Consider the following 14,999-nt stretch of genomic DNA (forward strand, 5'->3'; position numbering starts at 1 on the left):
GAGCGGCAGTGGCGGCAAATTACCGAGAATGCGTTGACCTGTCGCCCACGAATGTGCCAGTGACGCCGGATCGACGACGCGGCGGGCAGCGAGGGAGATAACCCCTTCGATTTGCACGCAAGGCGTCGGCTTTGCGGGTGTAGCTCAATGGTAGAGCAGAAGCTTCCCAAGCTTACGACGAGGGTTCGATTCCCTTCACCCGCTCCATCGCTTCGCTGAAACATCGTCGTGCGAGTCGCCGGGCCCTGCTGGGCAGGCGTTATTTTCTCCATCGCTCTTCGCGTTCAATCGCTGTCGGCACAAGGCCTTACGATTTGAATCGACACGCGCTATCGGGTGCGCAAAGCGAGGATGAGGAGAGGCACATGATAGGCCAGATGGATTTCGCGCTGGGCGAAACTGCGGACATGATCCGCGACACGACCCAGCGCTTCGCGACTGACCGGATCGCGCCGATCGCGGCCAGGGTCGATGCCGAGGACTGGTTTCCGCACAGCCTGTGGCCCGAAATGGGCGCGCTTGGTCTGCACGGCGTGACCGTGCCGGAAGCGGATGGCGGGCTGGGTCTCGGCTATCTCGAACATGTCGTGGCGTGCGAAGAGGTCAGCCGCGCTTCGGCTTCGGTCGGCCTCAGCTATGGCGCGCATTCCAATTTGTGCGTCAACCAGATCGCGCGCTGGGCGTCGCCTGAGCAGAAGGCCAAATATCTTCCCAAGCTGATTTCGGGCGAGCATGTCGGCAGCCTCGCTATGTCCGAAAGCGGCGCGGGGTCGGACGTCGTCGGCATGAAGCTGAAGGCGGACAAGGTGCAGGGCGGCTATGTCCTGAACGGCACCAAATTCTGGATCACCAACGCGGCGTATGCCGACACGCTGGTCGTCTACGCCAAGACCGGCGAGGGCAGCCGTGGCATCACCACCTTCCTGATCGAAAAGGACATGCCCGGTTTCGCGATCGGCCAGAAGATCGACAAGATGGGGATGCGCGGCAGCCCCACCGCCGAACTCGTCTTCACCGACTGCGAAGTGCCCGAAGAGAATGTGATGGGCCCGGTCAATGGCGGGGTCGGCGTGTTGATGAGCGGGCTCGATTATGAGCGCACCGTGCTCGCCGGGATCCAGCTCGGCATCATGCAGGCGTGTCTCGACGTGGTCGTGCCCTATGTCCGCGAACGCCAGCAATTCGGCAAACCGATCGGCGCGTTCCAGCTGATGCAGGGCAAGATCGCCGACATGTACGTCGCGCTCAATTCGGCGCGCGCCTATGTCTATGCGGTGGCGCGGGCGTGCGACGCGGGCAAGACCACGCGCTTCGACGCGGCGGGCGCGATCCTGTTGGCGAGTGAGAATGCGGTGCGCGTGGCGAACGAAGCGGTGCAGGCGCTGGGCGGGGCGGGCTATACCAAGGATTGGCCGGTCGAACGCTATTACCGAGACGCGAAGCTGCTCGACATTGGCGCTGGCACCAACGAAATCCGCCGGATGCTGATCGGCCGCGAACTGATCGGGGCGGCATGATGGCGCGCGTTGCTTCTCATCCTCCCCGGAACGGAGAGGGGGACCATGAGCATTTAGCGAATGGTGGAGGGGGCCTGCCACAAGCGCTACGCCCGTTGCACGCCCCCTCCACCATTTCGCCGGAAGGGGCGAAATGGTCCCCCTCCCCGTGCCGGGGAGGAGCTGCCGCATGACCGCGCCTGTCCTCACCTCCGCGCTCTCGCCGGAAAGCGAAACCTTCCGCGCCAACGCCGCGCATAACCGCGCACTGGTCGAACGCCTCCGCGCTGACGTTGCGCGGGCCGCGCTGGGCGGGAATGAAAAGTCGCGCGAACGCCACACCGCGCGCGGCAAATTGCTCCCGCGCGACCGGGTCGAGCGACTGCTAGACCCCGGCTCGCCCTTTCTCGAAATCGGCCAGCTCGCCGCCAATGGCCTGTATGACGATGAAGTCCCCGGCGCGGGCATGATCGCCGGAATCGGGCGCGTTTCGGGCCGCCAGTGCATGATCGTGTGCAACGATGCGACGGTGAAGGGCGGCACCTATTACCCGCTGACGGTCAAGAAGCATCTGCGCGCACAGGAAATCGCCGAGGCCAACCACTTGCCCTGCATCTACCTCGTCGACAGCGGCGGCGCGAACTTGCCGCACCAGGCCGAGGTCTTTCCCGATCGCGACCATTTCGGGCGGATCTTCTTCAACCAGGCGAACATGAGCGCCAAGGGCATCCCGCAGATCGCCTGCGTGATGGGGTCTTGCACCGCCGGGGGTGCCTATGTGCCCGCCATGTCCGACGAGACGATCATCGTGCGCGGGCAGGGCACGATCTTTCTCGCTGGCCCCCCGCTGGTCAAGGCCGCCACCGGCGAGGTGATCTCGGCCGAGGAACTGGGCGGTGCCGACACCCACGGTCGCCGCTCGGGCGTGGTCGATCATGTCGCCGAGAATGATGAGCATGCGCTGACGATCGTGCGCGACATCGTCTCCACGCTTCAGCCGCAAGTCCAGGCGGCGGTGAACCTCAAGGACCCGCGCCCGCCGAAATTCGACGCGGAGGAGCTGTACGGCATCGTGCCCGCCGACGTCCGCGCGCCCTATGACGTGCATGAGATCATCGCGCGGCTGGTCGATGGCAGCGAGTTCCACGAGTTCAAGGCGCTCTACGGTACGTCGCTCGTCTGCGGTTTCGCGCATATCTGGGGCATCCCCGTGGCGATCCTCGCCAATAACGGCGTGCTGTTCTCCGAGAGCGCGCAGAAGGGCGCGCATTTCATCGAACTCGCCTGCCAGCGGCGCATTCCGTTGCTGTTCCTGCAGAACATTTCGGGCTTCATGGTCGGGGGTAAATATGAGGCCGAGGGCATCGCCAAACATGGCGCAAAGCTCGTCACCGCCGTCGCCACCTCCACCGTGCCCAAGATCACCGTGCTGATCGGCGGCAGCTTTGGGGCTGGCAATTACGGCATGTGCGGGCGCGCCTATAGCCCGCGCTTCCTGTTCAGTTGGCCCAACAGCCGGATCAGCGTGATGGGCGGGGAGCAGGCCGCGTCGGTGCTGGCGACGGTTCACCGCGATGCTGATGGCTGGAGCGAGGAAGAGGCCGAGTTTTTCAAGGCTCCGATCCGCCAGAAATATGAGGACGAAGGCAACCCCTGGTACGCGACCGCGCGGCTGTGGGACGATGGCATCATCGACCCGGCGCAGACGCGCGACGTGCTCGGCCTCGCCTTTGCCGCCACGCTCAACGCCCCCATCCCCGAGCGCCCGGCGTTCGGCGTGTTCCGGATGTAAGGACTCTTCATGCCCCTGATCTTTGCCCTCGCCCTCGCCGCGCAAATGTCGCCGATGACGACGCCGGTGCAGCCGCTGCCCAAGGGCACCGGCCTGCCGCCGCCCGGAACCGAGGAAGCGCAAGTGATGGCCCCGGTCACGGCGCTCCTCAACGGCATCGCCGCGCGCGATGCGACGGCGATCGGCGAGGCACTGCGCCCCGATGCGACGGCGACGATCGCGACCGAACAAGCGGGCGCTTCGACAATCACGCACAAGACTCGCGCAGAGTTGCTGGCGCGCTTCACGCCCGGGCCCGAGCGCTTTCAGGAGCGGCTTGGCGACCCCGCGATCGAAATCGACGGGGACATCGCGATGGTGTGGGGGCCCTACACCTTCCTGATCGACGGCAAGGTGCACCATTGCGGATACGACCATTTCGATCTGGTGCGCGAAAACGGCCATTGGAAAATTCAGAATTTGACCTGGTCGTCGCGCACCACCGGTTGCGAGGGCTAAGGTGATCCAGTCGCTGCTCATCGCCAATCGCGGCGAGATCGCCTGCCGCATCATCCGCACCGCGCGCGCGATGGGAATCCGCACGGTCGCGGTCTATTCGGATGCCGATGCGCACGCGCTGCACGTCCGCCAGGCCGATGACGCCGTGCATATCGGCCCCAGTCCGGCGCGCGAAAGCTATCTGGTGGGCAAGAAGATCATCGCCGCAGCCAAGGCGACGGGTGCGGCGGCGATCCACCCCGGCTATGGCTTCCTCTCCGAAAATGCGGACTTTGCGCAGGCGGTGCTCGATGCCGGGCTGGTGTGGGTCGGCCCCAAGCCCGACAGCATCCGCGCGATGGGGCTGAAGGATGCCGCCAAGGAACGCATGATCGCGGCGGGCGTGCCGGTGACGCCGGGCTATCTCGGCGAGGATCAGGCCCCCGAACGGCTGGCGGCGGAGGCCGCACAGGTCGGCTATCCGGTGCTGATCAAGGCGGTGGCGGGCGGCGGTGGCAAGGGCATGCGCCGCGTCGATAATCCCGCCGATTTCGCCGATGCGCTTGCGTCGTGTCAGCGCGAGGCGGCGTCGTCCTTCGGCAATACCGATGTCCTGATCGAGAAATACATCCTCTCGCCCCGCCATATCGAAGTGCAGGTGTTCGGCGACACGCACGGCAATGTCGTCCATCTGTTCGAGCGCGATTGCTCGCTTCAGCGTCGCCATCAGAAGGTGATTGAGGAAGCCCCCGCGCCGGGCATGGACGTCGCGACCCGCGAAGCGATCTGCGCGGCGGCGGTGAAGGCGGCCAAAGCGGTCGATTATGTCGGGGCGGGCACGATCGAGTTCATCGCCGATGCGAGCGAGGGCCTCCGCGCCGACCGCATCTGGTTCATGGAAATGAACACGCGGTTGCAGGTCGAACATCCGGTGACCGAGGAAATCACTGGCGTCGATCTGGTCGAATGGCAGCTACGCGTGGCGAGCGGCGAGGCGCTGCCGAAGCGGCAGGACGAGCTGTCGATCAATGGCTGGGCGATGGAAGCGCGGCTATATGCGGAGGATCCCTTAAAAGGATTTTTGCCGTCCGTGGGGAGATTGGATCGCTTCCGTTTGCCAAATAAAGTGCGATCCACTCGCTGGCGGCACCCCGTGCGCGGTGTCGAATATGAAAACGATTATCCCTTCGTTGGCCGAATCGAGACCGGCGTTGCTGAAGGAGGCGAGGTCTCTTCCTTTTACGATCCGATGATCGCCAAGATCGTCTGCCACGCCGAAGGTCGGCGCGACGCGGCGCTAGGTTTGGCAATATTGGTTGGTGACGCACAGGTTTGGCCGCTGCGTACCAACGCGACGTTTCTTCATGCCTTATTGGTGAACCCCGACTTTATGCGCGGAAGAGTTCACACTGGTTTTATCGAGCAACATCAGGACGACGTGATCTATGAGGTTGATCCTCCACAGTGGATACTCGATCAAGTCGCCGTTGAACTGATAGCGCCAGCGAGACATAACATCGCGCCCACTGGGTTTCGCCTGAATGGGCATGAGTGTCACAGCGTCCGAATGATGGACCGCGACCGTGAATATGTCGGTGCTACCGATGGCCTGATAACCTACGATCAGCGCGCCTACCCGATTCTCGACGTTTCAGGCGAAGCCGTCTTTGCAACGCTGCAGGGCGCAACGTGGCGGTTTGCGGCATCGGCGACGCGCGGTAATGTAGCAGGCACCGCCGCCGACGGCGCGATCCTCTCGCCGATGCCTGGCCGCATCATCGCGGTGGACGTGGCCGCAGGCGACACCGTCACCAAGGGCCAGAAGCTCGTCACGCTCGAAGCGATGAAGATGGAGCATAGCCTCACCGCCCCGTTCGACGGCACGATTGCCGAGCTGAACGCAGAGATTGGCGGGCAAGTGCAGGAGGGCGTCGTGCTGGTGCGGCTCGACACCGGCGTATGACCGAGGGCCCGAAACCCGGCGCGCTGGCCGGCGTCAAGGTGCTCGATCTGTCGCGCGTGCTCGCCGGTCCGTGGGCGACGCAGATACTGGGGGATCTGGGCGCGGAGGTGCTCAAGATCGAGCAGCCGGGGCAGGGCGACGACACCCGCCGCTGGGGGCCACCTGCGCTCGCCGATGACTCCGGCGATTCTGCCTATTTCCTGTGCGCCAATCGCAACAAACGCTCGCTCGCGATCGATCTCGCCCAGCCGGAGGGGGCCGATCTGATCCGCCGCCTTGTCGCTGAGAGCGATGTGGTGGTCGAAAATTTTCGTGTCGGCGGGCTTGCCAAATATGGGCTCGATTATGCCGCGCTCTCGGCGATCAACCCGCGCCTGGTCTATTGCTCGATCACCGGCTTCGGCCAGGACGGGCCGTATAAGGACAAGGGCGGCTATGACTTCCTGATCCAGGCGATGGGCGGGCTGATGAGCGTCACCGGCGAAGCGGACGGCCCGCCGATGAAGGTCGGCGTGCCGATCGTCGATCTGTTCACCGGCACTTATGCGACCGTCGCGATCCTCGCCGCTTTGCGCCACCGCGACGCCACAGGGCAGGGGCAGCATATCGACTGCGCCTTGCTCGACACGCAATTGGCGATGATGTCGAACCAGGCGTCCAACTATCTCAACGGCGGCGCGGTGCCCGGGCGGATGGGCAATGACCACCCCAATATCGTGCCCTATCGCGACTATGCGACCGCCGACGGCGAGATCGTCGTCGCGCTCGGCAATGATCGGCAGTTTCGCGATTTCCTGCGCGTGTTGCGGCTGGACACGCTGGGTGAGGACCCGCGCTTCGCCAGCGTGGCGCTGCGCAGCGCCAATCGTGCGGCGCTGCACGCGCACCTCGCCCCCGCCGTTGCGCGGTGGCGATCGGACGATCTGGTCGCGGCGATGGAGGCAGCCAAGCTCCCGGCGGGCAAGGTCAACGGCCTGCCCGAAATTCTGGCCGATGCCCATGTCGTGCACCGCGCGATCGTCCAGCCGATGGCGCGGCAGGACGGCACTGCGCTGAATGTCGTCGCTTTCCCGGTCAAATTGTCGGGGACCCCAGCCCGTTACGATCGCGTGCCACCGCGTGCCGGGGCGGATACGCGCGCGGCGTTGAGCGAGACGTTGGGGCTTTCCGAAGAAGCGCTGGCCCAACTGGCGGCGAAGGGCGTGATTCCGCGCTAAACCTCTGACAACGTAGCAAAACTGAAATCCTGGCGTCATGAAAATGACGTTGCCTAGTAGCGAATGCGTCGCACAAGGCTCGTAACGCCCCGATTGTTGCATTGCACAAGGGGTTTCTTCCGATGTCGTTTCACACTGTTTCGCGAGTCGCGTTGGCGCTTGGGCTGCTCGCGGGCGTGTCCAACGTCGCCAATGCGGCGACCCCGGACGCCGCACCAGCGCCGGTGCCTGGCGAACCTGCGGCGGCCCCCGCTGCGCAACCCGACGATTCGGCACCGACCGACATTCTGGTCACTGCGCGCCGCAGCACGCGATCGGTAACCCAGCTCGACAGCACCGAGATCCAGAAGATCCTGCCCGGCATCAATCCGCTGAAGGCGATCCAGACGCTCCCCGGCGTAACCTATCTGACCGCCGATCCGTGGGGCAATAACGAGCAGAATATCTCGCTGTTCATTCACGGCTTCAACCAGCAGCAGCTTGGCTACACGCTGGACGGGATCCCACTCGGCGATCAAAATTACGGAAATTACAACGGCCTATCGCCGCAACGTGCGATCATTTCGGAAAACGTCGGCAAAGTGACGTTGGCGAGCGGTGCGGGCGATCTCGGCACCGCGTCCACCAGCAACCTTGGCGGCACGATCGACACCTTCTCCAGCGATCCCAAGCATACCTTCGGCGGCACCGTGGCACAGACCGTTGGCAGCTACAGCGCGTTTCGCACCTATGTGCGGCTCGACAGCGGCGACCTTGGCGGCGGCAACGCTTTCTACGTTTCGGGCGTGCGACAGGATGCGCGCGCGTGGGATTTCAATGGCCACCAAGGCGGCTATCAAGCGAATGGCAAATTCGTGCACGATAGCGGATCGATCAAGCTGACCGGCTATTTCGCCTATTCGGACAAGACCGAACCGAATGAGGACGCGACCGTCGTCAATATCTCCAAGGGCGAGACGCCGGGCAATGTGCCGTACACGCGCCCATTCCTCTACCCCGACTTCAAGACCGCGGTCGCCTATCTGACCTCGGCCGAATATGCGGCGGCCAAGGACAATTACCGTAACTATTACAGCGACGCGCAACGCACCGATTATCTCGGCTATGTCGCGATGACGGCGAAATTGAGCAGCGCGGTGACCTATGACGCCAAGGTCTATTATCACCACAATGACGGTGTCGGTGTCGTCGCGGGCCCGATCACGGTCGCTGGCCTGCCGCAGCTCTTCTCGGTCTACTATCCGGGGCAGAACCTCTCGACCGTGTTCGGCGGATCGGGCTTCGCGACGCGCACGACCGAATATCGCATCGATCGCGGTGGCATCGCCCAGACGCTGAAACTGTCGCTGGGCAACCATGACATCGAATTTGGCGGCTGGTTCGAGCGGCAAAGCTCTTCGGCCTTCCGTCGCTGGTACGCGCTCGACATCAATAACCCGTCGACGCCATACCAGCGCCCGCGCGACACGCTCAACCCGCTGATCACCCAATATTATAGCGAAGTGCGCGTCGACGAGTTGCAGAGCCATGTGCAGGATGCCTGGCATGTGCTGCCGACGCTGACGATCCTCGGCGGCTTCAAGTCCACCTATCAATTCGCCACGCAGCGTATCAAGGTCCAGCCGCTGCTGGGTTCGTTCGCTGGAACCGTCGCGCTTCCCAATGGCGCGCTTGAGACGACCAAGGTGTTTTTGCCCGAAGTCGGTGCGGTGTGGGAGGTGACCCCCAACGATCAGCTGTTCGTCAACGCGCAGAAGAACATCCGCCAGTTCCAGACGAGCGCCGCAGCTGGCCTGTCGCCCTTCGCACTGGGCAGCCAAGGGGCGTTCGACCTGTTTTCCTCGACCGTCCAGCCCGAAACGAGCTGGACCTATGAAGGAGGCGTGCGCTCGCATCACCAACTGGGGGGCGGCCTGTCGATTGAGGGGCAGCTCAGCGTCTATCACGTCGATTTCTCGAACCGGCTGCTCGGCATTTCGCCCAACCCGATCGTCAACTCGATCACCAGCGGCGCTGCGATCATTCAGAACGTCGGTGGCGTGAAGACCAATGGCGTGGATTTCGCGTTCACGCTGCACGCCGGGCCGCGGGTGTCGTTGTACAATGCGCTTTCGTACAACACCTCGAAATATAAGGCCGACTATATCAGCGGAACGACGACGGTGCCGACGCAGGGCAAGAACGTGCCCGGTTCGCCCGACTGGCTCAACAAGACCGTGCTGTCGGTTGGGCACGGGATCTTCGACGCGCAGTTGATCGGCGATTATATCGGTCGCCGCTACGCAACCTACACCAACGACCTCTCGGTGGCGGGCTATTTCACGTTGGCAGGGCAGATCGGGGCGACGATCCCGCTCGACCAACGGTTGGTAGCGAAGGCGCTGCACGTCAGCGTGAACGTCACCAACATCACCGATCGCAAGGCGGCATCGTCGCTCAGCATCGGATCGGCGACCAACACCTACAGCGTGTTCCCGCTGGCCCCGCGTCAGGTGTTCGGGACGGTAAGCATCAGCTTCTGATACGGCCTGGCCTGCCGCCGCTCGCAAAGAGCGGCGGCAGCGGGCTTAGCGGCCTTTGAACAGGCCGCCGAGGACGCCGCGCACCAGCCCGCCGATAATCCCGGCCCCGGCACCGCGGCTGGAGCCGAACACGGCCTTCGATACTTCATTGGCGACCTGACGCCCGACCGCAGACGAAGCCGATCGCGTCGCCGAGGTGATCGCCCGGTTCCACGGCGAGTTGGCCGCCGCCTTTGCAGCCGCCGCTTCCTGTTGCGCCGCGAGGCGGGCCTGACGGTCGGCCTCGCGTTGCGCCGCGACCCGCTGGCGTTCGGCTTCGCGCGCGGCAACGGCGTCGGCCTTGGCCTGTGCCGCCGCCGCTTTGTCGGCCTCGGTCTTCGCTTTGGCTTCGGCTGCCGCCGCGCTCGCTTCCTGCGCCTTGCCGGCGAGGATTTCCTCGGCGGATTGGCGGTCGATCGCGGTGTCGTATTTGGTGCCGACCGGATCTGTCTGGATCATCACGCCGCGCTCCACCGGCGTCACCGGGCCGACGCGCGAGGCAGGCGGGGCGATCAGCGTGCGCTGGACCGGGGAGGGCGATCCGTCGGGCAACAGCAGCGAGACCAAAGCCTCGCCGACCTTCAATTCGGTGATCGCGGTTTCGACATCGACACCGGGATTGGCGCGGAAGGTGGTCGCGGCGGACTTTACGGCGGCCTGATCGCGCGGGGTGAAGGCGCGCAGTGCGTGCTGCACGCGATTGCCGAGCTGCCCCGCCACCGTATCGGGAATGTCGATCGGGTTCTGGGTGATGAAATAGATGCCGACGCCCTTTGAGCGGATCAGACGCACGACCTGTTCGATCTTTTCGAGCAACGCCTTGGGCGCGGCATCGAACAGCAAATGCGCTTCGTCGAAGAAGAAGCAGAGCTTGGGCTTGTCGGGATCGCCGACCTCGGGGAGATGCTCGAACAATTCGCTCATCAGCCACAGCAGGAAGGTCGAATAGAGCTTAGGGCTCGCCATCAACTTGTCGGCGGCGAGCACGTTGACGATGCCGCGGCCCTTGTCGTCCACGCCGATGAAATCATCGAGATCGAGCGCGGGCTCGCCGAAGAAATGCTCGCCGCCCTGGCTGCGGAGTTGGAGCAGCGCGCGCTGGATCGTGCCGATCGATTGCTTCGAGACATTGCCGTAGGTGGTGGTGAGCTCGTCGGCGCGTTCGCCGCAACTGACTAGCATCGCCTGCAAATCGTCAAGGTCGAGCAGCAGCAGCCCGTCTTTGTCGGCGACGTGGAAGGCGATCGTCAGCACGCCTTCCTGCACCTCGTTCAAGTCCATCAGCCGCGAGAGCAGCAGCGGGCCCATTTCGGTGATGGTGGTGCGAATGGGATGGCCCTGTTCGCCATAGAGATCCCAAAATTGCACGGGCGTATCGGCATAAGCCCAGGCGTCGTCGCCAATTTCCTTGGCGCGCGCGGCGAAAATGTCGTGATTCTTGGCGGTGGGGGAGCCGGCCATGGCGAGGCCCGACAGATCGCCCTTCACATCGGCGACGAAGCACGGGACTCCGTTGCGCGAAAAGCCTTCGATGATGCCCTGGACGGTGACGGTCTTGCCGGTGCCGGTCGCGCCCGCGATCAGGCCGTGGCGGTTGGCGCGCTTCAGTTCGAGGGCTTGCGGGTTTGCGCCGCCGGGGCCTGCGCCAATGAAGATGCTGGTCGTGTCGTTCATGAAGCCTCCCGCCATTTCGGCGAAAAGCTATCGCGCGAAAACCGGGGCGGCGGAAGGAAAATCCCTCCCCCGCACGAACGGCGGGAGAGGGATGTGTAGGCTTACTTCTTCAGCTTGACCGCGATGAACAAAGCGGGCTGACGGCCGCGCACCAGATACAACGCGACTTGCGTGCGACCGGCAGCCTTGGCCTGGGCGACCACTGCACCGAGCGACGCGGGCGTGGTAACCGGAACGCCATTGGCCGAGACGATCACGTCGCCGCGCTTCAGGCCCTTCGACCCAGCATCGCTCGACGGATCGACGGTTGCGACGACCACACCCTGCACCGACGAATCGATGTTGAAGGTGCGCGCGATTTGCGGGGTCAGCGTCTGCACCGTTACGCCAAGCGCATTGGCTGCCGCCTGGCCGACGGTTGGGTTGTCGCTGTCGTCCGAATCGTCGCCTTCTTCGCCCGCAGCCTTTGCCGCAAGCTGATCTTCGGGCGGACGCGTGCCGATGGTGGCGACGATCGTCATCGGCTTGCCCTGACGAACGACGTCGAGCGGCACGCGGCTACCCGGCGTCACGTTCGCGACGAGATAGCTGAGCGACTGATCGGGCGTGACATCCTTGCCGCCGACGCGCAGCACGACGTCGCCGACCTTCAGCCCGGCCTTTTCGGCAGGCTGGCCCGGCTCGATGCTGCGGAGCAGTTCGCCACGGTTTTTAACCAGCCCGAAGGACGAGGCGAGATCGTCGTCGATCGGCTGCGGCCCAACGCCGAGATAGCCGCGCGCGATCTTGGTGCCCTTCATCAGCTTTTCGATGACGGGCTTGGCGTCGGTGGCCGGAATGGCAAAGCCGATGCCGATATTGCCGCCGCCGGTGCTGCCCAGAATCTGGGAATTGATGCCGATGACATTGCCGTTGAGGTCGAACATCGGGCCGCCGGAGTTGCCCTGGTTGATCGCCGCGTCGGTCTGGATGAAGCGATCATAGGCACCGCCGCCGGTCACGCGGTGCAGCGACGAGACGATCCCCGCCGTCACCGTGCCGCCGAGGCCGAACGGATTGCCGATCGCGACGACCCAGTCGCCGACGCGCGCCGCGTCCGAATCGCCGAACTTCACGAAGGGCAGGTTCTTCGCATCGATCTTGAGCAGCGCGAGATCCGAAGTGGGATCGCGTCCGATCAGTTTGGCGACATATTCCTTGCGGTCCACCAGCGTTACCGTGATCGAATCCACCGTCGCGCCCTTTGCACCGGGTGCCACGACGTGATTGTTGGTGACGACATAGCCATCGGGCGAAATGATGAAGCCCGAACCGAGCGAGGTCGCCTCACGCGTGATCGCGGGGCCGCCATTCCCGCCTTGGCCCTGCTGACCGAACAGCCCCTCGAACGGGGTGCCGGCGAACGGGTTGGCGGGCTGCTGTTGCGTGATGTGCTGGCTGGTCGAAATATTGACCACGGCCGGCTGCAGCTTCGCCACCAGGTCGGCGAAGCTCATCGGCGCACCCGGCTTGGGGGCGGTGGCGGCCATCACGGCGGGTTCGTTCTGCGCGGTCTGCGCGCCCCCGGCGGACGGCAAGGCAATGGCGGTCGCGGTGCCGCTCAGCAACAGGGCGGCGGTAATGGCGTAGGCGTAGCGCACTTTGGTCGTTTCCTCTCGTCTACCAATTGGCAGCATCGCCTTTGTAGATACTAAGCGATGCTGAACGGCGATTGAATATGAACGGCTGGTGGATGGTTATGGGGCCATCCGTCAGCGCCGTCCCTGGAATTCCTTCAAATAGGCATTGTCGGGCGACAGTACCAACGAGGTCTGGCCCTTGGCATCCTGCGCGAAGGTATAGCGATAGGACTGCATCGCCCGATAGAAATCGTAGAAATCGGGATCCTTGTTGAAGGCGTCGGCATAGATTTGCGCGGCCTTGGCATCGGCTTGCGCCTGGATGATCTGCGCGGTCTGCTGGCCCTGCGCCTTGATCGTCAGCGCCTGTTGCTGGCGCGCGGTGCGCATGCGGTTGAGCGCGCTGTCGAACGGCGTGCCGCTCGGCAGATCGGCATGTTTGATGCGCACGTCGACGATCTGCACGCCGTATTGCGATGCCAGCTTTTGCAACCCGGCGCGGATGTTGCCCATCACTTGCGTGCGTTCGGGGCTAAGCAAGGCCGCGAACGGCCGCTTGCCAAGCTCGTTGCGCAGCGACGAGCTGAACAGCGGCTTCAACTGATCCTGCACGCGTTGTTCGGTGACAGACGTGCTGCCGGTCGAGATCACCGCCTTCAACGGATCGACGATGCGGAAGCGGGCATAGGCATCGACTTCCAGCCGGGTCTGGTCGGTCGAGAGCACGGGCTGGTTGTCGAGTTCGACATCGAGCACGCGTTTGTCGACCCATACCAGCCGATCGATGAACGGCACGCGCGCGGTCAGGCCGGCGCCGGTCTGGCCGAACACTTCATTGGGGCGATATTCGTTGATCGTGCGCACGGGCTGCTGAAAGCGCAGCACCACTGCTTGGCGCGTTTCCGGCACGATCGCGAAGGTGCTGGCGGCGAGGATCAGCAACACCAAGGCGAACACGCCAAGGGCGATGGGATTGCGGAGCAAGGCGCGGTTCACTGGGCGACTCCCGGAGTCTGAGGAGCGGCAATGGCGGGGGACGGTGCCGACGGCACGCGGCGCATACCGGGCAATGGCAAATAGGGGACGACGCCGGGCGATTCGATGATCGTCTTGTCCGACTTGGACAGGACTTGCTCCATCGTGTCGTAATACATGCGGCGGCGCGTCACTTCGGGCGCGAGCTTATACTGCGCGTAGATCACGTCGAAGGCGGCGGCTTCACCCTGCGCCTTGGCCAGCACCTGCTGCGCATAACCACGCGCGCGGCTGATGTCGCTTTGCGCCTGTTGCTGCGCGGCTGAGACTTCCTTGAAGGCGTCCGCCACCTGCGCGGGAGCCTGAGCGCCCTTGATCGCGACGCCCTGGATGCGGATGCCCGCATTATAGCGATCGAGGATTTCCTGCATCGCCTGCTGGACCTTCACTTCCATCGCGGTGCGTCCGGCACCGATCGCTTCGTCGAGCGTGGCGGTGGCGACGACAGCGCGCATCGCGCTTTGCGCAGTGGCGCGCAGCGTTTCGCGCGGGCGCGCGATCTGGAAGGCGAAGTCCTGTGGGTTGGCGATCTGCCAGCGCACCGAATAATCCAGATCAACGATGTTCTGGTCGCTCGTCAGCATCAGCTTGTCGGTGTCATTGCCGGCGGTGACGGTGCTGCTGTCATCGGGGAAGGTATCGGTGTTGATCGCCGCGACATCGACCTTGGCAACCTCGACAAAAGGGGCAGGCAAGGTGAAGCGGATGCCGGGCTCGAGCGTCTCGGAATAGCGCCCGAGCACGGTCACGACGCCGCGCTCCTGCGGGCCGATCGAATGGAAACTGGTCAGCGCAATCCAGGCGACCAGCAGGATGCCGACCGCGATTACCCACAATTGCCCAGCACTGGGAGCCCCGGGGATGCGCGGCCGTCCGCCGTCCCCACCCGAGCCGCCGCCACCGCCGCGCGCGCGCTTGAGAAATTCATCGAGCGCGCTCGGACCCGGCGTGACACCACGCGGTTTGCCGCCGGGTGGCTGCGCCCACGGGTTGCGCGGGCCGCCACTGTCGCCTCCGCCATTGTCGGAACCGGAGCCGCTGCCCCATGGTCCCTTATTGTCGGCGGCGAGGATGGAGAGGCGCTGAAACCAGCCCGATAAGATCGTCATGCGACCTTTATAGGGGCGCGTTCTTGCGAAAAACAGTGGCAAGCGCGTTCGCGTCG

The 14,999-nt window shown here is 64.2% G+C and carries 10 protein-coding genes and 1 tRNA gene; 7 read left to right on the forward strand and 4 right to left on the reverse strand.

Annotated elements, in window-relative coordinates; genetic code table 11:
* The first annotated feature begins 133 nt into the window (after positions 1–133).
* From ACP7BL_RS11900 to ACP7BL_RS11930, 7 genes are all read left to right on the forward strand, one after another.
* Positions 134–207 (forward strand) — tRNA-Gly (locus ACP7BL_RS11900).
* Positions 208–365: 158 nt separating this feature from the next.
* Positions 366–1,517, forward strand: coding sequence for an isovaleryl-CoA dehydrogenase (locus ACP7BL_RS11905; RefSeq protein WP_426258415.1), 1,152 nt, complete (start codon positions 366–368; stop codon positions 1,515–1,517).
* 169 nt (positions 1,518–1,686) lie between these two features.
* Positions 1,687–3,288, forward strand: a complete 1,602-nt coding sequence (locus ACP7BL_RS11910; protein ID WP_426258416.1) for a carboxyl transferase domain-containing protein — start codon at positions 1,687–1,689, stop codon at positions 3,286–3,288.
* Between the two features lie 9 nt (positions 3,289–3,297).
* Positions 3,298–3,786 carry a nuclear transport factor 2 family protein gene (locus ACP7BL_RS11915; RefSeq protein ID WP_033964081.1) on the forward strand — a complete coding sequence of 163 codons (489 nt, stop codon included), beginning with the start codon at positions 3,298–3,300 and terminating at the stop codon, positions 3,784–3,786.
* A gap of 1 nt (position 3,787) precedes the next feature.
* Positions 3,788–5,728, forward strand: a complete 1,941-nt coding sequence (locus ACP7BL_RS11920) for an acetyl/propionyl/methylcrotonyl-CoA carboxylase subunit alpha (protein ID WP_033964082.1) — start codon at positions 3,788–3,790, stop codon at positions 5,726–5,728.
* Positions 5,725–6,945 carry a CaiB/BaiF CoA transferase family protein gene (locus ACP7BL_RS11925; protein ID WP_426258417.1) on the forward strand — a complete coding sequence of 407 codons (1,221 nt, stop codon included), beginning with the start codon at positions 5,725–5,727 and terminating at the stop codon, positions 6,943–6,945. The genes ACP7BL_RS11920 and ACP7BL_RS11925 overlap by 4 nt, the downstream gene beginning before the upstream one ends.
* Positions 6,946–7,067: 122 nt before the next feature.
* Complete coding sequence (locus ACP7BL_RS11930; RefSeq protein ID WP_426258418.1) at positions 7,068–9,467, forward strand: TonB-dependent receptor; 2,400 nt, start codon at positions 7,068–7,070, stop codon at positions 9,465–9,467.
* A 45-nt stretch (positions 9,468–9,512) separates the two neighbouring features.
* On the opposite strand, the gene ACP7BL_RS11935 is transcribed toward ACP7BL_RS11930, so the two are convergent.
* The 4 genes from ACP7BL_RS11935 to hflK form a co-directional block, all read right to left on the reverse strand.
* On the reverse strand, positions 9,513–11,180 hold the full coding sequence (locus tag ACP7BL_RS11935; protein WP_126845367.1) for a helicase HerA-like domain-containing protein: 1,668 nt from the start codon (positions 11,178–11,180) through the stop codon (positions 9,513–9,515).
* A gap of 101 nt (positions 11,181–11,281) precedes the next feature.
* Positions 11,282–12,820, reverse strand: a complete 1,539-nt coding sequence (locus ACP7BL_RS11940) for a Do family serine endopeptidase (protein WP_426258419.1) — start codon at positions 12,818–12,820, stop codon at positions 11,282–11,284.
* A gap of 111 nt (positions 12,821–12,931) precedes the next feature.
* Complete coding sequence (gene hflC / locus ACP7BL_RS11945) at positions 12,932–13,795, reverse strand: protease modulator HflC (protein WP_010408391.1); 864 nt, start codon at positions 13,793–13,795, stop codon at positions 12,932–12,934.
* Positions 13,792–14,943: a protease modulator HflK gene (gene hflK, locus ACP7BL_RS11950; protein WP_426258420.1), complete on the reverse strand. Its 1,152-nt coding sequence runs from the start codon at positions 14,941–14,943 to the stop codon at positions 13,792–13,794. Before hflK ends, hflC begins: the two co-directional genes overlap by 4 nt.
* Positions 14,944–14,999: the final 56 nt, after the last annotated feature.

The sequence above is a fragment of the Sphingomonas sp. DC1600-2 genome, from assembly GCF_049897605.1.
Lineage (GTDB): Bacteria > Pseudomonadota > Alphaproteobacteria > Sphingomonadales > Sphingomonadaceae > Sphingomonas.